The sequence below is a fragment of the Candidatus Aminicenantes bacterium genome (genome assembly GCA_026393855.1).
Classification (GTDB): domain Bacteria; phylum Acidobacteriota; class Aminicenantia; order Aminicenantales; family UBA4085; genus UBA4085.
This window is the reverse complement of record JAPKZJ010000070.1, coordinates 25,843-52,555: the sequence shown is the minus strand read 5'-3', so window position 1 is coordinate 52,555 and position 26,713 is coordinate 25,843. Positions and strand designations below refer to the sequence as shown.

The window sequence follows — 26,713 nt, the reverse complement described above, 5'->3', positions numbered from 1 at the left end:
TCTCCGTATAAAAATATATCATGATTCGGGCGAAAAGTCAGCGCGGGCCGAGGCAGGGAAACTTCTTAAAGAAAATCTTTTCGGCCAAGAAGAAGCAGGCCTCGAGGTCTGAACGTGCTTGGATTTCAGTCAAGGATTGAAGAACGACGATGCCAGATCTTCTCGCCCGGCTCAAGGTCCTTCCCGCCCCCATACCGTCCTACGAGCGGGGCCTGGACGCATCCCGAAAGCCCGCCCTTCACTTCAAGGCTTGGCCCCAGTCCTTGAGGAACTTTTCAACCCCCAGATCGGTCAAAGGATGACGGACGAGCTTGTCCATCACCGAGAACGGGATGGTGCAGATGTCGGCCCCGATCAGGGCCGCGTCGATGACATGGCGGGGATGGCGGACACTGGCCACGATGATCTGACAGTCGAAGCTATAGTTCTCGAAGATGCCGGCGATCTCCTCGATCAGGCCCATGCCGTCTTGCGACACGTCGTCGAGCCGCCCGATGAAGGGGCTGACGAAACGGGCGCCGGCCTTGGCGGCCATCAGCGCCTGGCCCGCCGAGAAGATGAGCGTCGTGTTGACGGCGATCCCTTCGGAGGCCAACACCTTGATGGCCTTCAAGCCCTCGACCGTGATGGGGATCTTGACGACGATGTTGGGGGCCAGAGCCGCCAGCCGGCGGCCTTCGACGATGATCTCGGGCGCTTTCTCCGAGACGGCCTCGGCGCTGACGGGGCCGGAACAGAGCCCGCAGATCCGGCGGACGAGATCCTCGAACTTGAGGTTTTCCTTGGCCACCAGCGAGGGATTGGTCGTCACGCCGTCGAGGACGCCCCAGCCGGCGACTTCGCGGATTTCCTCCAGGTTGGCGGTGTCGAGAAAGAACTTCATGCGGGCCTCCTCATGCGGACGATGTGATTTTCAGCACCTGGTTGGAAAGCGTTCCGATGCCTTCGATCCGGATGTCGACCCGGTCGCCCGGGTGCATCGGTCCGATCCCGGCGGGCGTGCCGGTCGTAACCACATCCCCCGGCAGGAGGGTCATGACCTGGGAAATGAACCAAAGCAGGAACGGCACCGGGAAAATCAGGTTCGACGTATTCGAAGATTGGCGGAGATCGCCGTTCAGAAAAGTCTGGATGGCCAGGGCCGAGGGGTCGAGCCCCGTAACCAGGCAGGGCCCGAGGGCGGCGAACGTGTCGAACGATTTGGCCCGGGTGAACTGCTTGTCCTTGTCCTGCAGGTCGCGGGCGGTCACATCGTTGCAGCAGGTGTAGCCGAAGATATAATCCTCGGCCTTATCGGCCTCGGTCAAGCCGTAGGCCCGGCGGCCGATGACGAAGGCCAGCTCGCCTTCATAGTCGACCCGGCGGGACATGCGGGGATAGATGATCGCGTCGTGGGGGCCGATAACCGCGGTGGACGGCTTGAGGAAGAGCAGGGGCTCGTCGGGCAGAGGCTTGTTCCGCTCCGCGGCATGGTCTTTGTAGTTAAGCCCGACGGCGACGATCTTCGAAGGCAGGACGGGCGCCAAAAGAGTCGCTTGGCCGAGGGGAATCGTTCGATCTTCGGGCTGGACGGAATCGAAGATCGAGCCCCGGACCGGTCGGATCCGGTCTTCCTCCAGAATCCCGGCCCCGATTTCGTCGCGGTGCGCGTAGCGGACGAACTTCATGCCCGCCCCTCCTTGAGGATCTCGGCAACCGGAGCACAGCGGGCGCTCTCGTTGCCGGAGGCGTCGATGGCGGCAACCGCATACTCGTATCGGATCCCCTTCGCGGCCGAGACGTCGGTATAGGCATTTCCGGCGACGGGCGCCTCCGTCAACAGCGTCCATCCGCCGCCGCCGGCGTCCCGACGCCAGACTTTATAGCCGGCCAGGTCGGCCTCCCGCCCCGGGTCCCAAAGCAGGGTGATCACGGAGCCCCCCGCCGTCGCCGTCAGCCCCGACGGCAAAGCCGGGGCGAAGACGTCGCGCGGCGTCAGGTTGAGAAGCGCCGAGTCCTCGCTCTCGGCCGCGGCGTCGGCGGCCGCGACGGCGCGGACGACATAGCGATAGGCGCGGCCGAACTGGAAATCCGCGTCGGCGAACGGGGGCTCGGTCAAGGGGCGTTCGGTCAGCCGACGCAAGGGCGCCCCGCCTTCCGCGCGATAGACGTTGTACCCCCCCAACGCCGGCGGCGTGGAGGTGTCGGCATTGGCCGTCGGCGGCGTCCAGCGCAGGACGATCCGGTCCTCCCTCACTTCCGCCCGCACGTCGGCCGGAGGCAGGGGGACGGGAACATAATTCACGCCGATAGGCGGAGTGAACGCGGAGGCCCGTTTCCGCCGAGCGTCGACGACCCGCAAGGCGAACAGCCTCGGCCGGCCGGCGGCAGGAGACTCGCCGGAGGGAAGAAACGAGATCGCGTAGGCGCGCGACGACGGATCGGGTGTTGCCCGCAGCGGTTCGAGGTCGGCGGCAGCGAGGGATTTGACCAGACGGGCGGCGTCCGGGAAATCGCCCGCCGCGGCGCCTTCCCAGATCTCGACGGATCCGACGGGGCCCAGGGGCGAGCCGTCGTTGTAGGATTCGGGGTTGGTCCAGGCCAGGACGATCCGGGCCCCCCGCTGCGAAGCCCGCAGGCCTTCCGCCGCTTGCGGCACGAGGCGCAAAGGAGGCCGCAGATTCCCCTTCTTGCCGCACCCGCCGGCGAGCAAAAGGAGGACGGCGGCCAGCACGGCGGGGATGGGACGCGGGCCTCTCATCATAGGATGAATTTCTTGAGATCCTGGCTCTTGAGCACGTCCCGCAGCTGAGCCTGGACGTAGGCCCGGTCGATGGTCACGTGCTTGGAGTCGAGATCGGGAGCCCGGAAGGCGATCTCCTCCATGACCTTTTCCAGGATCGTATGCAACCGCCGGGCGCCGATATCCTCGGCCTCGCGATTGACGTCTTCGGCGATCTGGGCAATTTCGTCGATGGCGTCGGCGGCGAAATCCACTCGGATGCCCTCGGTGGCCATCAAAGCCGCGTATTGCTTGATCAGGGCGTTCTCCGGCTCGGTCAGGATCCGGACGAAATCGGCCTTGACCAGCGATTGCAGCTCGACCCGGATCGGGAAGCGGCCTTGGAGCTCCGGAATGAGGTCCGACGGCTTGGCCACGTTGAAAGCCCCCGCCCCGATGAACAGGACATGGTCGGTCTTGACCAGGCCGTAGCGGGTGTGGACGGTCGTGCCCTCGACGATCGGCAGCAGATCGCGCTGAACGCCTTCCCGGCTGACCTCGGGTCCCTGGCCCCTCTCGCGGCCGGCGATCTTATCGAGCTCGTCCAGGAAGACGATGCCGGAGCGCTCCACCCGCTCGATGGCCAGGCGGCTGACCTGGTCCATATCGATGAGGCGGCGCTGCTCTTCGTCCAGCAGAAGCTCGCGGGCTTCGTGCACTTTAACCTTGCGCTTCTTGCTCTTGCCGGCGAACCCGGGCAGGATCTCCTGGATCTGGATGCCGATGTCCTCCATCCCGGAGTTGGCGAAGATATCCATCGGCCCGGAGGGCTTGTCCTTGACCTCAACCTCCACGACGCGGTCCTCGAGCAGGCCGTCGCGGAGCTGTTTGCGCATCTTCTCGCGGGTCTCGAAAAGGCTTTGGTACTCGTCCTCGGTGGGCGGCGCGTCGTGGCGGCGGGGCGGCGGCACCAGCAGATCGAGAAGCTTTTCCTCCACTCCGGCCGCGGCCTTGTCCAGGGTCTCGGCCGCCTTCTCCTGGCGGACCAAGTCCACGGACATGCGGACCAGGTCGCGGACAATGGATTCCACGTCGCGCCCGACATAGCCCACTTCGGTGAACTTGCTGGCTTCGATTTTCAGGAAGGGCGAGGAGGTCAGCTTGGCCAGGCGGCGGCTGATCTCGGTCTTGCCGACGCCGGTCGGCCCGATCATCAGGATGTTCTTGGGCGTGATCTCCTCGGCCAGGGCCCCCGGGACGCGGCGGCGCCGGAAGCGGTTGCGCAGGGCGATGGAGACGGCCTTCTTGGCCGCGGTCTGCCCGATGATGTATTTATCGAGCTCGGCCACGATCTCGCGCGGCGTGCGCTCGACTTCGAAATCCTTGTCTTCGGCCATTACAGCTCCTCGACCGTGATCCGGTCGTTGGTGTAGATGCAGATCTCCGAGGCGATGGCCAGGGCTTCGCGGGCGATCTCGGCCGCGGTCAGATGGGCGTGCTTGACGAGGGCCCGGGCCGCGGCCAGGGCGAAGGGCCCGCCGGAGCCGATGGCCAGGATCCCGTCGTCGGGCTGGACTACGTCGCCGGTGCCCGAAATAAGAAACGAATCCGCGGCGTCGGCCACGATCATCAAGGCCTGCAATTGGCGCAAGGCCTTGTCCATCCGCCAGTCTTTGGCCAGCTCGATGGCCGCCCGGGAGAGATTGCCCTTGTATTCCTCAAGCTTGGCCTCGAACCGGGTGAACAGGGCGAAGGCGTCCGAGGTGGCGCCGGCGAAGCCGGCCAGGACTTTTTCGCCGTAGAGCCGGCGGAGCTTGCGGGCCGAGTGCTTGAGCACGATCTTGTCCAGGGTGACCTGGCCGTCGCCGGCGATGGCGACCTTGCCTTCGTGGCGGACGCAGAGGATGGTGGTGGAGCGGATCATCGGTTTTTCCTCGAAGACTCAATATAAGGCATGGGCGGCCCATAGTCAAAGAAGGGCTCGGGGTCAGGGGTTCGCTCCGGCGGAAATTTTTGCGCCGTTTCGGCTCGCCTTTTTCGGCGGCTCGGAACTCGCGTTCCGTGATCGATTTTACGGATTTCGCCCGGAACGCTCAAACATCCTCGCCGGCCGGCCTCTTTCCGGGCCGGCTCCCCTCAAAAGCCGAGACAACGCAGCGAAATTTCCGCATCGGCGCTCACCCCCGAACCCCTCGCCCGAGTTTAAAAACTAATTTCTCCCGATAGTAAGATGAAAGGCAAACGGAGAAGGCTACCTTGAGGGGGTGGCAGGAGTCCCGTCTCTCAGACGGGGCGACGTTGGAGGGGGAACCGACCAAAGGGTCCCCATCCAAAGGGATCCCCCCCTCCAAGGGAGTCCCAAGGGAGTCCAGAACATTGATTTTATTGGCGATTTGCGATAGCGTTATATCGATCAAACGATCCCCGCGGAGGACACCATGGCCGGAAATACCCTAAAAAGACGCGAATTCATTGGGCGCAGCGCGACCCTCGGAGCGGCAGCCCTGATCGGAACTCAAGCGACGAAGGGCTGGGCCCGGACCGGGCGCCCGGACGCCCAGCCGATCGGTCTGGCCGTGGTCTCCGGCACGGACGCGGCCGCTATGACGGCCAAAGCCGTCTCGATCTTGGGCGGCATGGGAGCTTTCGTCCCCAAGGGGGCCAAGGTGGCCCTCCTGCCCAACGTCCAGAGCAAGCATCCCGGCACGTTCACCAAGCCCGAGATTCTGCGCTCCGTCATCAAGCTCTGCAAGGCGGCCGGGGCCTCCGAGATCGCCTGCTTGAGCCTGCTGACCCAGGCCCACTGGGACGGCGCCGGGCTGGCCCAGGTCGTCCAGGAAGAGGGGATCACGCTCAAGCTCATCCCCCGCGACGAGGCTAATTTCAAGGCCGTTGCGATCCCCGGCGGCCAGGCCTTGACGGAGGCCCGAGTGCCCAAGGAGCTCGACGGCTACGACCTCTATATCAACATGCCGATCACCAAGGATCATGCCGGAAACAAGTTCACCGGCACGCTCAAAAATCATATGGGGCTTAACTCCGGGGCCAGCAACCGGACCTTCCACAAAACCAACTGGAAGACCGACCCGGCCGACATCGAGCATTTGGAGACTTGCATCGTCGACCTCAACACCGTTTTCAAGCCCCATCTCAACATCGTCGACGCCACTGAGATCATCACCAGCAACGGGCCGATGGGACCCGGCGACCTGGCCAAGCCCGGCAAGATCATCGCCGGGGTGGACCGGGTGGCAATCGACGCCTACTGCGCCAAGGAGATCATCGGGCTGAACCCCGCGGACGTCGTCTGCATCCGCAAGGCCTTCGAGCGCAAGCTGGGCGAGATCGACCTGCGCAAAGTCCGGATCGAGACGGCCAAGGTCTGACGTGGCGGGGATGCTCCGGCAGGCGGCCTGGACGGCCGCGCTCCTACTTGTCTTGTTCGCACCGGCGGCTCTCTCCACCCAGTCCGAGCGGCCCGGCGATTTGGCCGGCTTTCTCCCGCCCGCGGGCCGGGTTCCCGGCTGGTCGCCGAACGGCGATATCCAGCGCTTTCAGGGCGAAGAGCTGTTCGTCTACATCGACGGCGGAGCCGAGATCTATCAGGAATACGGATTCCGCCGGGTGATCGCCCGGGATTACCGCAACGCCGCGGGCCGAACCGTCACGCTCGAGATCTTCGAAATGACCGATCCCCGGGCCGCGTTCGGCGCCTTTTCCTTCAAGGCCAGCGGACGAGGCAAATCCGTGCCCATCGGCCAAGGTGCCGATCTCGAGGATTATTACCTCAACTTCTGGAAAGGGTCCTACCAGGTCACGGTGACGGGATTCGATGATAGCCCGGAATGCCTGGCCGGCGTGCGGGCGATAGGCGAGGCCGCGGCATCGCTTCTCCCTTCGCGGGGAACTCCGCCGGACCTCTTCGAACGACTCCCAGCGGAGTTCGCATCCTCCCCGCATCGGAAATACATCAAAGGCGTGATCGGGCTTTACAATATCCACCCGTTTTTCACGGGCGACGTACTCCGCTTCGCGGAGGCCGCCGCGGCCGAGAAGGGCGGCGAATGGGCCTTTCTCTTCCGATTTGCGTCCGCCAAGGAAGCAGCCGCCCGGATCCCCGAGATCCGGAAAGCGCTCGAAGCGGCGGGAAAATACAAGAATATCGCCATATCCGCGGAAGAAACTCTGACCGCAACGGACGACAAAGGGCGCACGGTCGCCTGGCGGCCCAACGGCCGGGACATCTCCGCCCTGTTGACCGGCGCCGGGCCGGGTGCCGCCAAAACCGCCCTCGACCGGTTCCGCTGTGAGCCCACATCGCGTTCAACGCGTTTCCTCTTTATGTTACAATAGCCCTGCCCATCGGGGACAAAGCGGAGTGTTTCATGCGAAAATGCGCCTTTTTGGCGGTTATCCTAATTTTAACGGCGGGCGGGATCAGCTCGGCCCGGCCCGGCGCGCAGACCGCGCCGGCGGGCGTTCCGCCCATTCAAGCGCCGCTCCACCCGGATGTGGCCCGACTTCTCCGGCTCCAGGGCTCGCTCCTCCCGGGCGCCATCGTCGCCGGGACGCATGATGCCGTCCGCCTGACGGCGGCTTCCGCCCCTATGCAAGCCGAAGCCTTGCCCGCATACTATGACCTGCGGGCCCTGAACAAGATGACGCCCGTTCGGAACGAAGGCGTGCTCGGCGGATCGACCGTCTTTGCCGCCCTGGCCTCGTTGGAGTCTTCTCTCAAGCCTTCCGAAGTCTGGGATTTCTCCGAGCAACACCTCCGGGCCGGGCTTCTCGGCACCGTCTCGCTCGACGCCGTGGTCGGCGCCTTGGCCCGCTGGACCGACCCCATCCGCGAATCCGACGACCCGTGGCCGGCGGCGATCCGCGACGACAGCGCCGTCAAGCACGTCCAGAACGTGGCCTATTTCCCGCCCCGGACCGCGGCCTTGGACAACGACCGCCTCAAGCAGGCCGTCATGGATTACGGCGCGATCTGGGCGGATATGGTCTTCACCGCCGCCGCTTATAACGCCCCCCAGGCCGCCTACCTCAACACCGGCACGGAAGGCGAAACAAGGGCGGTCGCCATCGCCGGCTGGGATGACTCGTTCGATCGAGCGAAGTTCTCCCCCCCGGCGCCCGGCAACGGCGCCTTCCTGTGCAAGAACAGCCTCGGCTCCGCCTGGGGAAGCGGCGGTTATTTCTACGTCTCCTACTACGACGCGTTCCTGGCCCGCCGCTATTTCAGCGCCGCGTTCACGGCCGAGCCCAAGGCCGGCTACACCGTCCAGTACGCCTACGATCCCAACGGCTGCACCTCGCGGCTGGGCTTCGATGCGGATGCCGGCTGGTTCGCCTCCCAGTTCGTGGCCTCGTCCGCCGACCCATTGGCCGCCGTGGGCTTCTACGCCTTCACGGCCGCGGGCACATACGAGATTTTGATTTATAAGGATGCCGTCCCCGGCCGGCCGAGGAGCGGCAGCCTGGCCCTCCGCCAGACCGGGTCCTTCTCAACTCCCGGTTTCATGACCATCCCGCTGACGACCTCCCTTCCGCTGCTCCTCAATCAGCGCTTCTCCGTCGTCGTCAGGCTTCAGACAGACGGCGACGAGTTCCCCATCCCCTTGGAACATCCGATCGCCGACATGACGGCTGCATTCACCGCCAATCCGGGCGAAGGCTTCATCAGCCCCGACGGCGCGGTTTGGACCGATCTGACCGCGGCCGACGGGACGAAATACGCCCGGACCAGCCTTTGCCTCAAGGCCTATGCGGGCTATCCCGCCGCCTATCCCCCGGCCGAGCTCAAGGTCGAGCGGCTGACCAACAACTTCTTCTTTTTCAAGGAGTATGTCGACAAGCTGACTTGGCTGGCCAACCCCAAGAACACGGCGGCCGTGTCCAAGTACCGGATTTACCGCCGAGCCCAGGCGGACACGGATGCCGCGTTCGCCCTGTTGGGCGAAACGATCTCCACGCAGCTGATCTTTTTCGTCCGGGCGGTGAAGAAGGACGACGCCTTCGTCTACCGCGTCACCGCCGTCTTGGCGGACGGCCGCGAGAGCGACCCCGCCGAATTCTCGATCTGACATCCCGGCCGATGAAGAAAACCATCCCGGCCGGCCTGCTCCTCTTCGTCCTGGCGGCATCCGCCTGGGGCTTCCGGGGAGAGATCGGTCTCCTCTACGGCGTCCGAACGCTCAAGGACGCCAACCTGCGGGGCGTGTTTGGAAGCGGCGTCGTGGCCGTCCCGACGATCACCTTCCGCGTCTCCCCTACCGGTAGCGTCGGCCTGTCCTATGAAGCCGCCTACAAACGCGAGGCCCGGGTCGGCCTATTCGGAGACCTCTTTTCATTGAGCGTTTCCGGGTTCGAGCTTTTCTACCGGCAGGAATGGCCGACCGGCCGGCTGACCCCCTATCTCAAAATCGGCCCCGGCGTTTCCATGTACAAGATCCATATCGACAGCCCTTTTCTGACCGCTTACAACGTCAAAGGCAACGACATCTCATTCTCCATGGCCCTCGGGCTGAACGCCCGGATCATGAAGCGGGTTTTCCTCTCGGCCGAGATCAAGTACGGCGTCCTCTGGGTCGACCCCTTCGACGACCGGGTCGATCTGGGCGGATTCCGGGCCGTGGCCGGGCTCGGCTTCGGACTCTAAAGAAAAGCGCCCGAGCGGGGGCCCACCTCGCGCCCATCCATCACCCGCATCCGCTCCGACAGGTTGGCAGCGAAGCGCTTATCTCCTGCCGGGCCGCCTATCGATTCGATCAGGTAGAAATCGTCGTCCAGCACGCCGCGAACGCGGGGCCGGCCGCCTTTCAGTGATACGGCCTCGGCCAGCAGGGCCCGGCCGCGGGCATCGACAAGCTCCAGATCGTCGCTGTCGATGAGCATGGCGTCCAGGAGCCCCGCGGCGCGGGCGTAGAGGGCCTTCTCGTCGAAGGTCAGATCGATGTCCATCTCGCGCAGCAGCAGGCAGTCGGGGTCGTTGAGCCACCAACGCCGGTGCATAAACCAACGCAAAATCGGGTTTTTCAGGGCGATGTAGGCGTTGGGCCCCTGCAGGCCCGACATCCGCGGATTCCAGAACGGGGCCGTATCCTCGCCGACGCGCATGCCCCGGCAGAATCCGAGCGAGGGCAGAAGCGGCGCGCCGCAGGCCAGGACGAAGCCGCCGGCCGCCGCCTTGTTGATGACGTCCATCCCCCGCCGATAGGCTTGCATGGGAGTCGCCGCTTCGCGTCGCTCTCCCGCCATGGCTGCGGCGAAGAGAAAGTCGATCTTGAAATAGGTATACCCCATCCTTTTAAAGGCCTCGAACGTCTCGAACAGCCAGGCCTGGACGTCAGGGTGGGTGGTATCCAGGGCGTAAATGGTTTTTTTCCAATTCCTATAACAGGGCTTGGGCCGTCCGTCCTCCGAGACGAACCAGTCCGGGTGCCGGCCGAAAATCTCCGAAGTCTCCGAAGCGCTGAACGGCGCGGTCCAGATCCCGGCCATGAAACCTCGCTCGCGAATACGGCGAGCCAGGTCCGCCGGGTTGGGAAATCCGGGCTTGACGGTCCGCCAATCGCCTATGTCGGCCTCATAGCCGTCGTCGATCTGGAAGACTTCAAAGGGGAACCCCTGGCCCGCCAAGCGGAGGTTCTTGTCCACGTCGGCGCCGGTCAGGTTGGTGAAATATTGATACCAGCTGGACCACCCGACCGGGTTGGGGGCGGGGACTCGGACATCCGCGTCCGAACCCGCTAAAAGCGCGTAGGCCTCGAGCAAGTCCTCGATCGGAGCTCCCCGCAGGATGACCAGGGGTTCCAGCCGGACCCAGTCGGGCTGGTCGGCGCCGAAATACTCCAGATAGCCGGCGATTTCGTCGCCCTCGACGACGAAATACGGGTGGGCGATTTGGGAAGAGAGAAACCCGACGAGCGTGTCCTCCCAAGCGATGAAATAATCACTGACCACGGCCCCGGCGAAGACTGCGGGGATGGGCGAGAAAACCCAACGACTGTAGTTCGCCATCCGTTCCGCGACGCCTTCGAGCCGGCCGCCGAGGTCAAGGGCCTGGGTGGGCCCCCAAGACTGCCAGTTGTTGAGGAGAAAGCGGCGGGGAGCGGGCGCGCGGAAGACTTCGATCCGGTCGCCCCGGCCCCGAACCCGGCCGGAAGCCATAAACCCGCCGGCGATCGTCGCCACGGAAGCCTCCAGACGGAAGCCTCCATCCTGGCGGGCCATGACGCCTTCAACGGCCGGTTTTCCGAACAGCTTCATGAGTGTGCTCCGGGCTGCCATTGTAGCAGAAACGCCGACCGGGCGCGGAGGTCAGAAGACGTTGTATTCGCTGAGCAGATCCCCCGTCCGGAAGCGTTCCAGCCGGAGGGGCGAGATGTTGATTGTCGCGGCCCGCCCGTCCAGGATCTCCTAGGCCAGGAGCAGGCCGGCGGCCGGGGCAGGCATGAAGCCGTGACCCGATTTGAAAATCGGGGTTTGGCGCCGCGAACGTATCACGTAAAATGGGAGCGCCCGGGACAAGACCACCGAAGCGGCGCCCGGACGGTCGAGACGATCGGGAGCCTGGCCCAGATGGACGCGCTGACGACGCGCTACACCGAGCGGGCGGTCAGATTCATCGAGGCCAATCGGGAGCGGCCGTTCTTCCTCTACCTGGCCCACTCCATGCCCCACACACCGCTCGGGGTCTCCGACAAATTCCGCGGCCGCAGCCGCCAGGGGCCTTACGGCGACGTGATGATGGAGATCGATTGGTCGGCCGGACGCCTCTTCGAGACGCTCCACCGCCTCAAGTTGGACGAGAACACCCTGGTTGTTTTTGCCAGTGACAACGGCCCCTGGCTGAACTTCGGGACCAGCTCGGGGTCGGCGGGGCCGCTTCGCGAGGGCAAAGGGACGATGTGGGAGGGAGGAGCCCGGGTACCTTGCTTGATGCGTTGGCCGGGCCGGATCCCCGCTGGACGCACCATCAGCCTGATCGCCTCGACGATCGACATCCTGCCAACGCTGGCGGAGATCGTCGGCGCCCCGTTGCCGCCGCAGCCGATCGACGGCGTCAGCCTGGTGCCGATCCTGGCCGGCGACGAGAAGGCCGTGCCCCGCGACCACTTCTTTTTCTATTACGGCCGCGAGCTGCAGGCGGTCCGGCAAGGCCGCTGGAAGCTCCATTTCCCCCACGTCTACCGGTCCTATCGGGGCGTCGATCCGGGCCAAAATGGATTCCCGGGACCTTATGCCCAGGGGAAGACCGGGCTGGAGCTTTACGACCTCGAGTCGGACATCGGCGAGACGACGGACGTCGCCGCGAGCCATCCCGACGTCGTCAAGGACTTGCAGGCCTTGGCCGAAAAGGCGCGCCAAGAGCTGGGCGACGCCTTGACGGGCCGGGTCGGACGCGGCGTGCGGCCGCCGGGGCAAGCCGGCGTCTAGTCAGCGGGTGGACTCCGATTGGCCTAATTACATATAATCGCCTGGAATAAACCCGCGAGGCCGATCGATGGGCTCCGGGCGCATCTTCCAGGAGGTCTCCCCATGACAACACGAAGAGCCACCGTTCGGGCGGTCGCAGCCGTCATCCTCGTCCTGGCCTTCAGCGGCGCGTTTTCGGCTCAGAACGCTCCGGCCGTCAACGAGTCGAGCCTGATCAAGCACCTGAAGTGGCGATCCATCGGCCCGGCCAACATGGTCGGCCGCATCTCCGACTTCGAAGCCCTGGACAACGACTTCAGCTTCGTCCTGGTCGCCTCGGCCTCCGGCGGCGTCTTCAAGTCGATCAACGCGGGGACCACCTGGGAGCCCATCTTCGACAAATACGGCTCCGCCTCGATCGGCGACGTCGCCGTCTTCCAGAAGAACCCGGACCTCATCTGGGTCGGCACCGGCGAGGAATGCGCCCGCAACAGCATCGCCTGGGGCGACGGCATCTATAAATCAACGGACGGCGGCAAGACGTTTGTCCGTACGGGACTGGAGACGACCCAGACGATCGGGCGCGTCCTGACCCACCCGACGAATCCCGATATCGTCTACGCCGCGGCTTCAGGCCACCCCTGGGGCTTCACGGGCGACCGGGGGCTGTTCAAGACGGCCGACGGCGGCAAGACCTGGACCAAGCTGGCCGGCGGCCTGCCCAACGACGGCAAGACCGGCGCCATCGATCTGGTCATGGACCCGGTCGATCCCAACGTCCTCTACGTCTCGTTCTGGGAGCGGCTGCGCCTACCTTGGCGGTTCGACTCGGGCGGGCCGAACGGCGGCATCTTCAAGACGACCGACGGCGGCGCCACCTGGACCAAGCTGACCAAGGGGCTCCCGGCCGGGGACGTCGGCCGCATCGGCTTGGCCGTCTCGCGGTCCAATCCCAAGATCCTGATGGCCGTCGTGGAGCACGGCTTCCAGCCCCGGCAGACGATCCTGTCCGGAACCGAGTCCAAGCCCAACCCCGAGTACGACGACATGACCAAACTGGGCACGGGCATCTACCGGTCCGAGGACGGCGGCGCCACCTGGTCCTACCAGAACCGGCTGAACAACCGGCCGTTCTACTATAGCCACATCTACATCAACCCGGTCGAGGACAAATGGGTTTATTTCCTCAACACCAGCCTGAATTTCTCGGCCGACAGCGGCAAGACCTGGTCGACGATCGGCGGCCTGCACCCCGACTTCCACGCCATGTGGCTTGATCCGGCCAACAAGAACCGCTTCTACGTCGGCCAGGACGGCGGCGCCTCGATCACCTATGACCACGGCAAGACCTGGCTCTTCTATGACAATCTCTGCGTCAGCCAGTTCTACGCCGTCAGCGCCGACATGCGCGATCCCTACTATGTCTACGGCGGCCTGCAGGACAACGGAACCTGGGGCGGCCCGTCGATGAGCCGGGAAGGGACCATCCTGACCGACTTCTGGTTCAACGTCGGGGGCGGCGACGGATTCCACACCCAGAACGATCCGACCGACTGGCGGACGCTCTACGGCGAGAGCCAGGGCGGCTCCGTCCAGCGGGTCAACGTCGAGACCCGGGAAGCCAAGAGCATTCGGCCCTCCCAGGGCAATATCGCCAACTACAAGCAGTACTTCCCGGACGCTCCGGCCCAGCCGGCCGCCGGTCAGCGCGGCGCGCAGGCGCCACAGCCTCCGGCCAAGCCCCAGGCCGGCGCCCGGGGCGGTGCGGCCGGCGCCGCGGGCTCCCCCCAGACCGCGGCCGGGCAGGGACGGACAAGCGTCTTCCGCTTCAACTGGAGCACGCCTATCGTCCTTTCGCCCCACAACCCGCGCACGGTTTTCTTCGGCGGCAATCACCTCTTCAAATCGGTGGATCGGGGCGATCATTGGATGCTCATCAGCCCCGACCTGACGACCAACGACAAGAGCAAATACGCCCCCGCCAAGCCGACCGGCGGCATCACCCCGGACGTGACCGGGGCCGAAACATACGGCACGATCATCACCATCTCCGAATCGCCCCTGACGCCCGGGCTGATCTGGGTGGGCACGGACGACGGCAACGTCCAGATGACCCGCGACGGCGGAGTCACCTGGGCCAACGTCCGACCGGCCATCAAGGGCGTACCGGCCGGGCTGTGGTGCAGCCGGGTCGAGGCCTCGCACTTCGACGAGGGCACCTGCTTCGTCGCCTTCGACGGGCACCGTTCGGACGATTTCCACCCCTATGTTTTCAAAACCGCCGACTTCGGCAAGACCTGGACGGCGGCTTCCGCGGGCATTCCGGACGGCCAGCCCGTCTATGTCATCCGCGAGGACCTCAAGGCCAAGAATCTGCTTTTTCTGGGCACCGAGTTCGGAGCCTTCGTCAGCCGCAACGGCGGCCAGAGCTGGTCGTCCCTGAACCTCAACCTGCCCACGGTCGCGGTCCACGACCTGCTGATCCATCCCCGCGACAACGACCTGATCGCCGCCACCCACGGCCGCGGCTTTTGGATCCTGGACGACATCACCGGGCTGCGCCAGGCGACCGACGCCGTCCTGGCCCAGGACGCCGCGCTGTTCGAAGGCAATAAACCGGGCACGCGGTGGCTCAGCATCCAGCGGGGCGGCTACGGCCGGGGTGACCTCTTCTTCAAGGGCGAAAACCCGCCCTCCGGGGCTCTCCTCCACTTCTATCTTAAAGACAAGCCGCAGGCTCCGGCGACCATGGAAATCACCGACGCCACCGGAACGCTCAAGACGACGTTCATCCTGGACGCGGCCGACGCGGGCGTCAACCGGGTGGTTTGGGACTTGCGCTTCGACCCGCCTACGCCGACGGCCCAGAACCTGGCAGGCACTCTCAAAAAACAGATCGAGGGCGGACTTCTTCGGTCCGACCTTAGCGAGGCCGCCAAGACGACTTTGAGGGACGCGGCCAAGCAGCTCGAGGCCTTCGGAGCGAACTTCCGCAAGGTCACCGAGATCCAACGACTGATCCAGCCGCTGCTTGGGCGCGGCGGCATGATGGGCGGCGGCTACGCCGGGCGCGCCGGCGGCGGCCAAACCGCCGAGCCGGGCGTTTATGCCGTCAAGCTGACCGTCAACGGCAAGGCCTATAGCGGCAAGGTCGCCGTCCGCCTCGACCCGATCCAGGCCGGCGGGGGGAATTGATGGAGCGGGCGTCCGTCCTGAAGCGGTTCCGGACCCTCCCCAACGTCGGCCCTAAAACGGCCGAGGACCTTTGGCGGCTGGGCTTCCGAAGCCCGACCGAGCTTAAAGGCCGGGACCCGCTGGAGATGTACGAGCGGCTATGCGCCCTGAAAGGAGTTAGGATCGACCGCTGCCAATTGTACGTCTTCCGCAGTCTCGTCTATTTCGCCTCCCGCAAGGCCCCCAAGCCGGCGCTGCTCAAGTGGTGGGCCTGGAAGGATCGCACTCGGATCTGATTCCGGTCAGCGCTTCTCGGTCGGTCCGGCCGGCCGCTGCCAGTTGATCCGCATGTTGTGGGCGCCCCGGGTCGCAATCTCGGGATTGAGATCCAGCTTGAGCAAAGCCGGTTTGTTGCCGATATCCAGCGCCACCAGGTAGACCAGCTTGACGACCTTCTCGGCCTTGGCCAAATCGGCCCGCTCGAACGAATCCGTCGCCTGATGATAGTCGGGGGTCGTCCCGCAAAAGACCCAGACGCCGGGAATCCCGAAGCGGATAAAAGGGTACTGATCGCTGCGGAAGAAGAACCGGTCGGGATGGGTCGGAGACTCGAAGGTATAGTCGAGCCTCAGCCGGACCGAACGCTCGTTCTGGACCTGGAAGCTGCGGTCAAGCTCGGAAGAGATCTTGTTCGAGCCGATGAGATAGATCATGCCCGGATCGTTGCGTGAGAGCATGTCCATATTCAGATTCGCGCTGATTTTGTCCACGGGGACCGGGCAGTGCTGGACGAAATAATAGGCCCCAACCAGTCCATCCTCCTCGCAGGTGTTCCACAGGAAGACGATCGAACGGCGCGGCCGCTCCGCCGTCAAGGCTTTGGCTAAGGACAGCATTCCGACCGTGGCCGAACCGTTGTCGTCGGCCCCGGGGAAGATCCTTCCTTCCCGGGAGGCGAGGTGATCGATATGGGAGCTGAGGACGACGAACTCGTCCTTGAGCTTCGAATCGGAGCCTTCGATCCAGCCGACGACATTCGGCGTCGAGGCGGCACGAACATCGAAGTAGATCGCAATCTCGACCGTCCGGCCGGCCATCTCCTTGGCCGTGACGGCGGCGGCCCGGCCGGCGCCGTCGAACAGCGCCTCGAGCTCGGGGCGGGAAAGGCCCAGGATGGCGGCCCCGGCGTCGTGACGGACTTCGGCCTGATAGAAGGGAGCGGGAGCCGCGCCGGCGCCGGGCGCCGCGACGGCCGGCGCCGCGGAGCCGGGGATCGAGGTGTCGATATCCGGGAAGCGTAGCCGCTCGCCGACATCGAACCAAAGCCCTTTCTGGGCCAGGTTTTTCTCTCTTTCGGGGGTGATGATGGTGACCATACCCGCCGCCCCTTTGCTCCGCAGGAATCGCGCCAGGATCATGGCGGCCGTGCCGCCGGCCTGGGATGAAGCGGCGGCGGGAGGGGTCGAGGCGAGCGTCACCACGATCTTGCCCCGGAAATCCAGGCCAACGGCGTTCAACGCCTTTTCGAGCTCGGCGGCCGGAAGGGCGGGCCATGGTTCAACCAAGACAAGCCCGCCGGACGCCGTCCCTTCGTTCATCCCGCGGGGATTGGCGACGAAAGACTGGGGAAAGAAAAACGTCTGTTCGCCGCCCGAGCCGACGACGCGCAGGCGGGACTTCGCCGCGGAAACAGTCGTCACTTCCACCGGCACGGGCTGAAACCATTCGCCGCCGGGCAGAAGCGGTTTGAGTCCGATCCGCCGGGCTTCCAGAGCGACATAACGGGCAGCGATGGTGTAGGGCGTCGAGGGCGAGTTGCGGCCTTCGAACTCGGGAGCGGCCAGGAACTCCAGCCAGCGGCTCATGTCTTCCGCCCGGATGAGCTTGAGCCCCCGGGACTGGGCCGCGGCCAAGCCGGCCAGGAGGAGGATCAGAGCGAACCCGTATCCGAAGCGACAGCGATGCGACGAGTTTCTCATGGGTGCGTTCCCTTGGCCTTCGGCCGGAGATTATTCCAGCCGCTTGATGACATGCCAGCCATATTTAGACTTGATCGGGTCGTAGACCGCCAGCCCGACCTCCCCGACCTTGAGCTTGAATCCGACGTCGCCGAAGGCGGCCACCATCTTGGCCCGGGCGTATTCCTTCTTGCTCGGCGGGCCCTGGATCGGGTCGACGCCGAAATTGGCCATCTTGTAGATGCCGGGCGCGCGGTCGTCGGTATACTGCTTGACCAGGGCTCCGTAATCCCCGCCTTGGCGGGCCAGGCCGAGGATCATTTCGGCCAGGGCCTTGGCCTCAGCCTGGGTCCGGGTGACGTCGGGGACGGTCCCGGCGCTTCCCAGGAACGAAATCAGGATGTGCTGGAGGGTGATCCGATCCGGCTCGCCGTCCGGCTTCTGGGCTGGGGCGGCCGTCTGGGCCGCCAAAACCGCGGCCAGAATGAGCGGGGCGAACATGCGAACGATGCGTTTCATGCTTTCCTCCTGTTTTCGGCGCGATTCCCCGGTCAGCGGCGGCCGAGGAGCTTCTCGATGTCGGCGATCTCTTTAGGGGCGTCGCGGGTCAGGACTTCGCAGCCGTCCTTGGTGATGAGCACCGTATCTTCGATCCGGATACCGATGGCCTTTTCCGGATAATACAAGGCCGGCTCGATGGCGAAGATCATGCCTTCCTCGAGCTTGGCGATCCGGGGCCCGACGTCGTGCGTCCCCAAGCCGACGAAATGGCCGAACCCGCCCCTTTCGCCGCGGGCGTCCAACCCCTTGCGCTTGAGGACCTCGGCCACGTGGACTTGGACGTCGGCCGTCGTAGCGCCGGGCTTGTAGGCTTCGATGCAAGCCTGTTCGATGGCCAGGACGATCTCGTAGACTTCGCGCTGCTCGCGGCTGAAGACGCCTGAAACGGGCCAAGTCCGAGTGATATCCATGGCCATATGGTCGAGATCGGCCCCGAAGTCCATCAGGACCAGGTCGCCGGGCTTGGTCTGGCGGCCGTTCTGGTCGTAATGCCAGACGCAGGTGTTGGGACCCGAGCCGACGATGGGAGCGAAGGCCATCCCGCTGGCCCCGCCCTTGAGCGTCACGTATCGGGCCGCGGCCTCGATTTCATATTCGAAGACGCCCGGCCGCGAAGCCAGCATGGCCTGCCGCACGGCCTCGGCCGAAAGCTTGCCGTTGCGGCGCATAACGGCGATCTCCTCCGGGCTCTTGACCGCCCGCAGGGCATCCAGGAACGGCGTGACATCCCTCAGCTCCGCGGCGGGATACCGCTCGCGCAACCGCTCGATGCGGAAATCATCGCGGGTCATCTGGGCGTTGTAATGGGTCCGGTTCTTGCGGGCTTCAAAGATGAGGACTTCGCTGCGGGCGTTGTCCGCCGTGTCGCCCGGCTGGAGGCGAAGCCAGAGCGGTCTTCCTCCAGGCAGGATACGGGCCAGGTATTCGTCGAAGTAGCCGACATCATAGAGGTTGGCCAGGCCGAGTCGGGCCTTGGCCGACTCGTCCTTAAGCAGATTGGCGCCGCTGACCATCTCCTCGCGCGCCGATTGTCGGGGCAGAAAAAGATTAGTCTCCCCCGTGCGGGCGTTCATGGCCAGGATGGCGCCCAGATCCTCGACGCCGCAGAGGTAAAAGAAGTCGTTATCCTGCCGGGAAGGAGCCCCGGCGGGAGGCCTGTCCTCGCCGAAGAGGACGATCAGGCCGTCCTTGGTCCGCTCGCAGAGGGCTTGGCGCCGACGGACGAATTCTTCCTTGGAGAAGCCGACCCGCTGGGCGGCCAGCAGGCCCGCCAGAAAGGGGAGAAGCAGGACCCCGGCCAAGGCCCGCCGCAGGATCGTCGCATAAACGCATTTTTTCATGTTCATCTCCTGATCGACTTCGCGGCCGTCACATGGGCGGGACGCGGGACGCCGTGAGAATGCGGATCGACGGCGTCAGAAGCTCCCGCTCATCGACCGGGGACTGGTGAATCCGGCGCACGACTTCCGTCCCGGCGACGACCCGCCCGAAAACGGCGAAGCCCTGCCCGTCGGCGTTGCGCTTGCCGCCGAAATCGAGCTCGGGCTGGTCGCCGACACAGATGAAGAAGCTGGATGTCGCCGTGTCCGGCCCCGAGCGGGCCATGGAGACCGCTCCGTCGGCGTGCCGGAGTCCGGTGGCGCTTGTCCGCTCGAGAGCGATGGCCGGAAAGGATTTGTCGCCGACAACCTGGCCGCCCTGGATAACCGCGATCGGCACCGGTTTGTTGCGGGGACTGGACGGGGTCACAGTCCGATGAAAGACTGTTCCATTGTAACGGCCCGCATCCACGTAGCGAAGAAAATTGGCCGCGGTGAGGGGAGCCTGATCGACGGCGACCTCGATGGTGATATCCCCCATTTCGGTTCGAAGGATGACCCGGGGATTCACTTCCGGCGCAGCGGGACGGACGGGCGGGGCGGCCAGGGCCAGGGATAATGCGAGGACGAACGGAATCATGTCGCCTCCTGTTTCCGGCCGGGCCGGATGGGGAGGATTCTATCAGAGGGACGGGCTTCCGTTCCAGCGCGGATGGGGGGAGATCCCCTCAGAGAATTTTCCCCGCGATCCCGAAACCGGCCGCGGCGACCGATCCGGTCAAGACCATTCCCCAGACGAGGTCGATGACGGTGACCTGGACGGGCCAATCGCGCAGCGTCGCCAGGTTGGTCAGGTCGTAGGTGGCATAGGCGATAAGCCCCAGCAAGGCGCCGGATAGGACCGCCCGGCCAAGCCCTCCTCTCTCCAAGGCGGGCAGCACGGCAAAGAAGATGATGCCGGCAATATACAGGAAATAGAAGATCAGGGCCGGCGTCCAGCGGACCTTGGCCGCCATCAGGTGACCGATATGCTTGGCATAGAAAGGCTTCGCGATCAGCCCCAGCCAGACCATATCAACGGCGAAGAAAACCGGAACGGTCAGGGCGTAGAGAAGAACGGCTTTCCCGAACGGCATGGGCTCACCTCCCGAGAGTGCGCTTCCAGCAGAGTATGGATTCATTCTAACCCAAAATTAGTTGTTTCTTCCAAATCCGAATTGGACCGGCGACCTTGCGGGATTTTTTGTCGTTGCGCGTCCTCGCCGAAGGCGATGACGCGGCAACCTCGTTCCCTGCCAACGTTGAGATAGCCACTCTCTGCCCTTTGGGCAGGACTCGCTATGACCACGAAAAAATTCCTCAGAAAGCCCCCGCCCCCCCGACCGAAGCTCCGTCGTAACGACGGCGCGGAGGAATTGACAAGCCGGCCCCGTCGGCATTGTAATGGGCCAAGCCGGGCAGAAGAAGTCCCCGCTCGGCCGCGCGCCTACCGAATACAAGGAGGAAATGCCATGTCGAACATCCTAAGCCGCCTCCGCTCGCAGTTCGCTCGGATCACGGGACTGGCCGTGCTGTTGCTCGCCGCCTTCTCCTGCCAGCCGGCCGCTAACGGCAAGGCCAGCGTCCTGTTGAAATTCGCCGTCTCCTTCCCGGCCGAGCGGAGCGCCGCCCCGCTGGACGGCCGAATCCTGCTTCTCATCTCCAACGACGGTTCGGCCGAGCCGCGGTTTCAGGTCAGCGACGGAGCCGCGACCCAGATCGTCTTCGGGATCGACGTCGACGGGCTGGCTCCCGGAACGGAGGCCGTCATCGACGCCTCGGTCTTCGGCTATCCCCTGCCCAGCCTGGCCGACCTCCCGGCCGGGGAATACTACGTCCAAGCCTTGTTCAACCGTTACGAGACGTATACTCGTTCCGACGGCCACACCGTCAAACTCCCGCCCGACAAGGGCGAGGGCCAGCGCTGGAACGCCAAGCCGGGCAACCTCTACAGCGCGCCGGAAAAGATCACCATCGACCCGATGGCCTCGCGAACCATCAGCCTTTCTCTGAACAAGGAAATTCCGCCGATCGCCCCGCCCCGGGACACCAAACACGTCAAGCACATCAAGATCCGCAGCGAAAAGCTGTCGGCGTTCTGGGGCCGCCCGGTGGAGCTGGGCGCCTGCCTGCTCCTGCCCGAGGGGTTCAACGAACATCCAAACGCACGCTATCCCCTGATCGTCTACCACGGCCATTTCCCGTATACGGTGGACGGCTTCCGGGAGGAGCCGCCCGATCCGAACCTGAAGCCCGACTACAGCGACCGCTTTCACCTGCCGGGTTACAACCGCATCCAGGAGGAGTACGCCTATCAGTTCTACAAGGACTGGACGGGCAAGGACTTCCCCCGGGCCATCTTGATGGAGATTCAGCACGCCAACCCTTACTATGATGATTCCTATGCCGTCAACTCGGCCAACCTGGGGCCTTACGGCGACGCGATCGTCTATGAGCTCATCCCCTATATCGAAAAAACTTTCCGCGGCCTGGGCGCGGGCTGGGCCCGCTATCTCTACGGCGGATCCACCGGCGGCTGGGAGGCATTGGCCTCCCAGGTCTTCTACCCCGACGAGTTCAACGGCTGCGTCGCCGCATGCCCCGACCCGATTGACTTCCGGGCCTATACGGTCGTCGACATCTATTCCCAGAAAAACGCCTACTATCCGGACGGCCCATGGAAGAAGACGCCGCGCCCGGGCCTGCGCAACTACCTGGGCGAAGTCGCCACCACCCTGGAGCAGGCCAACCACCGTGAGCTGGCCATCGCCTCGAAGGGCCGATCGGGCGATCAGTGGGACATCTGGCAGGCGGTCTTCTCCCCGGTCGGAGCGGACGGCTACCCCAAGCCCATCTGGGACAAGCGGACCGGAGTGATCGACCCCCAGGTGGCGGCCTATTGGAAGGAGCACTATGATCTAGGGGCCATTCTCCAACGCGACTGGAAGACGCTCGGCCCCAAGCTCCAGGGCAAGATCCGCATCTATGTCGGCGATATGGACAACTACTATCTCAACAACGCGGTGTATCTCGTGGAATCATTCCTGAAGAGCACCAAGGACCCTTATTACGCGGGCGACGTGGCCTACGGCGACCGGGCCGAGCATTGCTGGAACGGCGACCCGACTCGGCCGAACGCCTTATCACGCCTGCGCTATCATCAAATGTATATCCCCCAGGCGGTCGAGCGGATGCGCAAGACGGCGCCGCTGGGGGCGGACCTGACGAGCTGGAAATACTAGATTTCGTACCGGAACAGATTCATCCCGGGCAGGGGCTCAGCCAGCCCCTTGTAGATGTCCCAATAATACGCCCGGGCTTCGGCCAGCTCGGCGTAGAGAGGATGCGTGGGATCGGGGCGATGCAGGCTGCGGCGCCCGCCCTTGCCGTCGACCAGGACGAGCCCGGCACAGCGGTTGAGGATGCCGGCGGTGCCGACGCTGCAGACGGCGACGAGCTGGCCGGTCTCGGCCCGGCGGACAAGCTCGCCGTAGGGCAGATGGCGCTCCTCGACCGCGACCCCCCGGTGGCGGAGGATCGCGGTGATGCCTTGGATGGTGATCGAGGGCAGGATGAGATTGCTTTCGGGAATCTTGACGACGGTCCCGTCGGTGAAAGCAAACAGGCAGCAGGACGTGTCCCACTCCGTAATGTGCCGGTCTTCGATGGGGATATGGGTCTGATCGTCCAGGAAGAGCGCGGCCGCCGCCCCCGGATGGATCTTGCGGGCCGCCTCGATGGCCTTGATGCTGACGACATAGTTGACGCCCAGCTTGAGGCAGCCCATAGCGTTGATCGCGACCGCCCGGACCAGATGGGGAATGACGACCCCCTCGAACGGCTCGCCCAGGTAATGGTCATACCGGCTGGCCAGGACCCGGATGGCGGGCTGGGCGGGATAAGTGACGCCGATCGACTGCTCTTCGTCGATCGTGAACGGACGAAGGTAGCCTTGAGCCCCCATCGCCGCCATTTCCTCGAAGAACGGGCGCATGGCCGGATCCGCGAAATAGCGCCGGACAAAGACCTCCTCCATCTCCTCCCGGGTCGGGACGAGCGCTTCCTGATCGGCCCCGATGTTGAAGGCCATGCCGCGGCGGAAGCGCTCCAGGTTCCTATCCCAGTTCAGGAAGACGACCTCAAGGCGGCCGGCCGCGTTTTTCCGGCAGAAGAAGCGGATGCCCTCGAAGGCCAGGAAGATGGCATAGTTGGTCGAGCGCGAGCAGGCGGCCACCGGCGCGTCCCCGGGAAGGATCTGGACGGACTTGTCCGTCAGGAGAAAGCGCAGCTGTTTGTCGGCCCAACGGATGCCTTCGAACTTGGCCATGGCGGGTCTCCTTCCGGACGCCGGGCGGTCCCGCCACCGGCATCCGCAGAGCGGGTTCGTCGTCGCAAGTCCGGCCCGCTCCGCGCGTCCCGCGGGCCGCAGACCGAAGAAAGAAGGTAGCACGCCCGCCGCCATTTGACAAGGGCCCGGCTTCGCGGCATTATGAAGGCGTCGGAAGGGGCCCTTTCGCAAGGGGGCTTTCAGTCTCCGGCGGAGGCTTCGAAAATCCGTTCAGGAGGTTGACCGATGATCAATCCGCTCTTCAGCGCAACCCGCCCCGCGGGCAAATGGATTCTCCTTGTTCTCGTTCTGTTCCTGGCCGCGTCGGCCTGCGTCGGCCCCTATGGCCGCTACGGCTACGACCGCGGCTTGTCGCGAGGCGAGATTCTGAACATGGCCCGGCAGGCGGTCTACGACTACGTCATCCGGCGATATGGGCGCGACGCCCAGCCCGGCATGTCCTCCCTCGACATCCGGGCCCTCAGCCGGGTTGAAGCCCAGGTCTTCGGCCGGATCACCTTTTACCGTTCGGCTCGCGACCGCGGCCGCATCCGGATGAACTTCCGCTGCGCCGTAGACCGCTTCAACGGCAGCGTCCGGGGCATCGACCTCTACTAAAAAAAAGCCCTCCCCCCGCCCCGGAGGATCGCTCCGAGGCGAGGCGGAGGGCCGGTCCGTCTACGGAATCGCGGCTTACAACCCGCCGCGGAGCAGGAACATGAACTGGTCGCCCAGCTCGATGGACTTGCCCATGGCCGCGTAGGCGAAGTCGTTGGTGTACTTGGTCAGGTACTGGGCCGGAGTGAAGGGGAGCTTTTCGGGCGTCTTGGAGGCCAGCAGTTCCAGGTAGGTCTTCTCGACCAGAGGCATCTCCAGCAGGGCCTTCTTCTCGAAGGCGGCCAGGTTGTCCATCATGATCTTCTCGGCCGCGCCCCACTTGACGGTGGCCAGGCGATTGGTCCGGCGGAAGACCCAGGGCGCCGCATCCATCCGGTAGCGCCACTGGCCGCAGATGGCGAAACTCGGAGGGAGCTCCGTGACCCCGGCATAGATGGGGATGCGCACGCTCAAGCCGGGATTGTCGAAGGCAAACCAGCAGACCGTGCCGATCGCGGGCGGCATGTTGGCCCGGCACTGAAGCACCGTGGCGTAGGCGCAGCCGCTGATGGCGATGGCCCGGCTATTGGAAACCGTCCCGGGCTTCAGGGCGTTGACGAGCTGGGCCAGGTCGCCGGAGATGAACGGCTGGGCCAGCGGGCTTTTGACCATCTCGGGGGCCGGGGCCGGAGCGGTCGGCTGGGCCGGTTCAGAGCCGGGCCGGCGCATCTGTTGGCGGCGCGGAACCATCAGGTTCTTGGTCGGATCCCACTCGGTTCCGGCGTATGTTTCCCGGTAGTACTTGAGAACGTCGCTGATGGAGAGCTTCTTCTCGGGCTTGACGGAGAACGGAAGCTCGGCCATGTCCATCTTCAGGTTGAGCGAAGGGGCTAGGGTGCTGAGAACGTAGAACTCGCGGATCATGAACGGTTTCATGCCGCTGTAAGCCTTCCAAAACTTAAAGGGCTCGCCCTTCGCAGGATCGTACCAACCCATGTCCTGGGCCACCTTGAAGATGTTCTCCGAAGCCATGTAGCGATCGGGGTTCTTGAGGTCGATCTCGCTGATGCGCGGGATATTGGCCGAGATGCCGACCTGGTCGTCAGGGATGCGGACGGCGGCCCAGACGCCGCCCTTCTGCAGCGGGCCCTCGCCCATGAATTCGCAATGCCAAACTTCCTTGGCATCGGCGATGGTGATGCACTCGCCGAAGTCGCCGTAGCCGTAGGTCTTGATCAGCTCGCCGGCCAGCTTGATGGCCTCGCGGGCGGTCTTGCAGCGCTCCAGGACGATCCGCTCGATCTCCTCGATCATGAGCTGGCCTTCGGGGTTGAAGAGCTCCCGGCGGCCGCCGATGGTCGTCTCGCCGATGGCCAGACCGGCCTCGTTCATGCACGGGTAGGCCGTGTTCATGAAGGCATAGGTCTCGGCCACCTGAGGAATCTCGCCGGTTGGCTTGACGTTGCGCATCTCGACCGGGGTCTCGGTGTGCATCAGTCCGGAATAGATCTTGTTCTTGGCTCCCTCCGGGAACTTGCCGTGGGGCACGATGGCGACCCACTGGCGGTAGTTGCCGTCGCAGGTGTGGGCGGTCATGACCGAGCCGTCGGCCGAGGCCAGGCGGCCGACCATGATGCTGGTGCAGCCGTCGAACTCCGCCGGCCAGGGCTTGGCCCAGGGCGAGGTCGGTTGGGGCGCCTTGGCGGCCGAGGCGCTGATCAGGCCGGCCGCCAGAAGCAGCAGGCCCACGGACAGAATGCGTTTCCAGGCGTGCGAACGGGACGTCAGAATCATGCGGTCCTCCTCGTCAAGAGGACCTATTATTGCGAATACCCGAACGGCGTGTCAACCGAACTATTTGATGGCCAGAAGCTCGTCAAGCTTGCGGGTGTAGCCGTCGGGATCCTTGGGGCCCCACACGCCCATCCGGTTCATCGACTCCAGGTCACCGATGTAGCGCGCCCCACCGGCGGTCATCGAGACGGCCTTCCATTTGTTCGGAGGCTGGAAGTTGAAAGCGTAGGCGACGAGGTACTGCTGGTAGGGATAAGACCAGACTTCCAGGGTGTTGGCCTGGATGTCCTCGTTGGTCCGGCTGTTGATGCCGGCCGCTCCGCCCGCCGCCCCGCCGCCGGCCCCCTGCATACCCCAGGCGTCGTTCTGGCTGTACTCGATCGAGGCCGGGCTGCCGTTGAGAAGATAGATGCGGGCCCGGTCGGTGTTCCAGGGCTGAGCCGAGTTTTCCCGCCGGAAAGTCTGGTCGATATAGGCCAGCCGCCGATCGAACTCGGCGCGGGCGGCCGGGGCACGCTCGGCCCAGAAGATCTTCTGGAACTCCAGGCGACCGTTTTCGCTCATGGCCCGATAGGCATCCTGCTCGAACTTCTGCATCAAGAAATAGTGCTGGGCGTACCAGGGGTCCTTGGACGGCAGCATGTTCATGGCGCAACCGCTCAAGACCGCCGCGGCCGTAAATAAAAGAATCCAACGGGCTGATTTCATAGTCCCTGCTCCTCGCGAGTGCGTTCCCTCTGACGAGTCCATGATAGCATTTGTCGTCAGCTCGGACAAATGAACCCGCTCGATACCCCGAGCCCGGGGTATTAGCAGGGTTCAT

The 26,713-nt window shown here is 64.6% G+C and carries 23 protein-coding genes; 9 read left to right on the top strand and 14 right to left on the bottom strand.

All coding sequences use genetic code 11. From position 1 onward, the window contains the following. Nucleotides 1–238 precede the first annotated feature (238 nt). The 5 genes from fsa to hslV are packed head-to-tail and all read right to left on the bottom strand — an operon-like array spanning nucleotide 239 to nucleotide 4,625. Nucleotides 239–883, bottom strand: a complete 645-nt coding sequence (gene fsa, locus NTZ26_08015; protein MCX6560447.1) for a fructose-6-phosphate aldolase — start codon at nucleotides 881–883, stop codon at nucleotides 239–241. Nucleotides 884–893: 10 nt separating this feature from the next. After that, nucleotides 894–1,667, bottom strand: coding sequence for a fumarylacetoacetate hydrolase family protein (locus NTZ26_08010; protein ID MCX6560446.1), 774 nt, complete (start codon nucleotides 1,665–1,667; stop codon nucleotides 894–896). After that, nucleotides 1,664–2,743, bottom strand: a complete 1,080-nt coding sequence (locus tag NTZ26_08005) for a fibronectin type III domain-containing protein (protein MCX6560445.1) — start codon at nucleotides 2,741–2,743, stop codon at nucleotides 1,664–1,666. Before NTZ26_08005 ends, NTZ26_08010 begins: the two co-directional genes overlap by 4 nt. Further along, complete coding sequence (gene hslU / locus NTZ26_08000; protein MCX6560444.1) at nucleotides 2,740–4,098, bottom strand: ATP-dependent protease ATPase subunit HslU; 1,359 nt, start codon at nucleotides 4,096–4,098, stop codon at nucleotides 2,740–2,742. Before hslU ends, NTZ26_08005 begins: the two co-directional genes overlap by 4 nt. Continuing rightward, on the bottom strand, nucleotides 4,098–4,625 hold the full coding sequence (gene hslV, locus NTZ26_07995; GenBank protein MCX6560443.1) for an ATP-dependent protease subunit HslV: 528 nt from the start codon (nucleotides 4,623–4,625) through the stop codon (nucleotides 4,098–4,100). The genes hslU and hslV overlap by 1 nt, the downstream gene beginning before the upstream one ends. A 514-nt stretch (nucleotides 4,626–5,139) precedes the next feature. On the opposite strand from hslV, the gene NTZ26_07990 reads away from it, so the two are divergent. From NTZ26_07990 to NTZ26_07975, 4 genes are read left to right on the top strand one after another with little or no spacing between them, the layout of a single operon-like run. After that, entirely contained in the window at nucleotides 5,140–6,087 is a 948-nt protein-coding gene (locus NTZ26_07990; GenBank protein ID MCX6560442.1) for a DUF362 domain-containing protein, read from the top strand. A 1-nt stretch (nucleotide 6,088) separates the two neighbouring features. After that, entirely contained in the window at nucleotides 6,089–7,054 is a 966-nt protein-coding gene (locus NTZ26_07985; protein MCX6560441.1) for a hypothetical protein, read from the top strand. A gap of 32 nt (nucleotides 7,055–7,086) precedes the next feature. Beyond that, complete coding sequence (locus tag NTZ26_07980; protein MCX6560440.1) at nucleotides 7,087–8,787, top strand: lectin like domain-containing protein; 1,701 nt, start codon at nucleotides 7,087–7,089, stop codon at nucleotides 8,785–8,787. A gap of 11 nt (nucleotides 8,788–8,798) precedes the next feature. After that, on the top strand, nucleotides 8,799–9,362 hold the full coding sequence (locus tag NTZ26_07975) for a hypothetical protein (GenBank protein MCX6560439.1): 564 nt from the start codon (nucleotides 8,799–8,801) through the stop codon (nucleotides 9,360–9,362). Here NTZ26_07975 and NTZ26_07970 read toward each other — a convergent pair. Continuing rightward, a complete protein-coding gene (locus NTZ26_07970) occupies nucleotides 9,359–10,972 on the bottom strand; it encodes an alpha-galactosidase (protein ID MCX6560438.1) in 1,614 nt (537 codons plus the stop codon). The genes NTZ26_07975 and NTZ26_07970 overlap by 4 nt on opposite strands. A gap of 192 nt (nucleotides 10,973–11,164) precedes the next feature. Here NTZ26_07970 and NTZ26_07965 point away from each other — a divergent pair, with 192 nt between their 5' ends. The 3 genes from NTZ26_07965 (at nucleotide 11,165) to NTZ26_07955 (ending at nucleotide 15,591) form a co-directional block, all read left to right on the top strand. Further along, complete coding sequence (locus NTZ26_07965; protein MCX6560437.1) at nucleotides 11,165–12,142, top strand: sulfatase-like hydrolase/transferase; 978 nt, start codon at nucleotides 11,165–11,167, stop codon at nucleotides 12,140–12,142. A 102-nt stretch (nucleotides 12,143–12,244) separates the two neighbouring features. Next, the gene (locus NTZ26_07960; GenBank protein MCX6560436.1) at nucleotides 12,245–15,316 is read left to right on the top strand and encodes a hypothetical protein; all 3,072 of its coding nucleotides are present in this window, start codon (nucleotides 12,245–12,247) and stop codon (nucleotides 15,314–15,316) included. Next, on the top strand, nucleotides 15,316–15,591 hold the full coding sequence (locus tag NTZ26_07955) for a helix-hairpin-helix domain-containing protein (protein MCX6560435.1): 276 nt from the start codon (nucleotides 15,316–15,318) through the stop codon (nucleotides 15,589–15,591). Before NTZ26_07960 ends, NTZ26_07955 begins: the two co-directional genes overlap by 1 nt. Before the next feature lie 6 nt (nucleotides 15,592–15,597). On the opposite strand, the gene NTZ26_07950 is transcribed toward NTZ26_07955, so the two are convergent. The 5 genes from NTZ26_07950 to NTZ26_07930 form a co-directional block, all read right to left on the bottom strand. Then, nucleotides 15,598–17,274 (bottom strand): M28 family peptidase, encoded by a 1,677-nt coding sequence (locus NTZ26_07950; protein MCX6560434.1) that lies wholly within the window; start codon nucleotides 17,272–17,274, stop codon nucleotides 15,598–15,600. 30 nt (nucleotides 17,275–17,304) lie between these two features. After that, nucleotides 17,305–17,772: a peptidylprolyl isomerase gene (locus NTZ26_07945; protein ID MCX6560433.1), complete on the bottom strand. Its 468-nt coding sequence runs from the start codon at nucleotides 17,770–17,772 to the stop codon at nucleotides 17,305–17,307. Nucleotides 17,773–17,804: 32 nt separating this feature from the next. Then, nucleotides 17,805–19,154, bottom strand: coding sequence for a Xaa-Pro peptidase family protein (locus NTZ26_07940; protein MCX6560432.1), 1,350 nt, complete (start codon nucleotides 19,152–19,154; stop codon nucleotides 17,805–17,807). Between the two features lie 28 nt (nucleotides 19,155–19,182). Further along, on the bottom strand, nucleotides 19,183–19,773 hold the full coding sequence (locus NTZ26_07935; GenBank protein MCX6560431.1) for a peptidylprolyl isomerase: 591 nt from the start codon (nucleotides 19,771–19,773) through the stop codon (nucleotides 19,183–19,185). An 88-nt stretch (nucleotides 19,774–19,861) separates the two neighbouring features. Next, nucleotides 19,862–20,269 (bottom strand): DUF2177 family protein, encoded by a 408-nt coding sequence (locus NTZ26_07930; GenBank protein ID MCX6560430.1) that lies wholly within the window; start codon nucleotides 20,267–20,269, stop codon nucleotides 19,862–19,864. 375 nt (nucleotides 20,270–20,644) lie between these two features. Between NTZ26_07930 and NTZ26_07925 the strand changes: the two genes are divergently transcribed. Further along, nucleotides 20,645–22,414, top strand: coding sequence for an alpha/beta hydrolase-fold protein (locus NTZ26_07925; GenBank protein MCX6560429.1), 1,770 nt, complete (start codon nucleotides 20,645–20,647; stop codon nucleotides 22,412–22,414). Here NTZ26_07925 and NTZ26_07920 read toward each other — a convergent pair. Continuing rightward, nucleotides 22,411–23,499, bottom strand: coding sequence for a hypothetical protein (locus NTZ26_07920; protein ID MCX6560428.1), 1,089 nt, complete (start codon nucleotides 23,497–23,499; stop codon nucleotides 22,411–22,413). The genes NTZ26_07925 and NTZ26_07920 overlap by 4 nt on opposite strands. A gap of 246 nt (nucleotides 23,500–23,745) precedes the next feature. On the opposite strand from NTZ26_07920, the gene NTZ26_07915 reads away from it, so the two are divergent. After that, nucleotides 23,746–24,117 carry a hypothetical protein gene (locus tag NTZ26_07915; GenBank protein MCX6560427.1) on the top strand — a complete coding sequence of 124 codons (372 nt, stop codon included), beginning with the start codon at nucleotides 23,746–23,748 and terminating at the stop codon, nucleotides 24,115–24,117. A gap of 75 nt (nucleotides 24,118–24,192) precedes the next feature. Here the strand turns inward: NTZ26_07915 and NTZ26_07910 are convergent, their stop codons facing one another. Together NTZ26_07910 and NTZ26_07905 are read right to left on the bottom strand one after the other, a co-directional pair. Next, nucleotides 24,193–25,890: a C69 family dipeptidase gene (locus NTZ26_07910; protein MCX6560426.1), complete on the bottom strand. Its 1,698-nt coding sequence runs from the start codon at nucleotides 25,888–25,890 to the stop codon at nucleotides 24,193–24,195. Between the two features lie 60 nt (nucleotides 25,891–25,950). Then, nucleotides 25,951–26,598 carry a GWxTD domain-containing protein gene (locus NTZ26_07905; GenBank protein MCX6560425.1) on the bottom strand — a complete coding sequence of 216 codons (648 nt, stop codon included), beginning with the start codon at nucleotides 26,596–26,598 and terminating at the stop codon, nucleotides 25,951–25,953. Nucleotides 26,599–26,713: the final 115 nt, after the last annotated feature.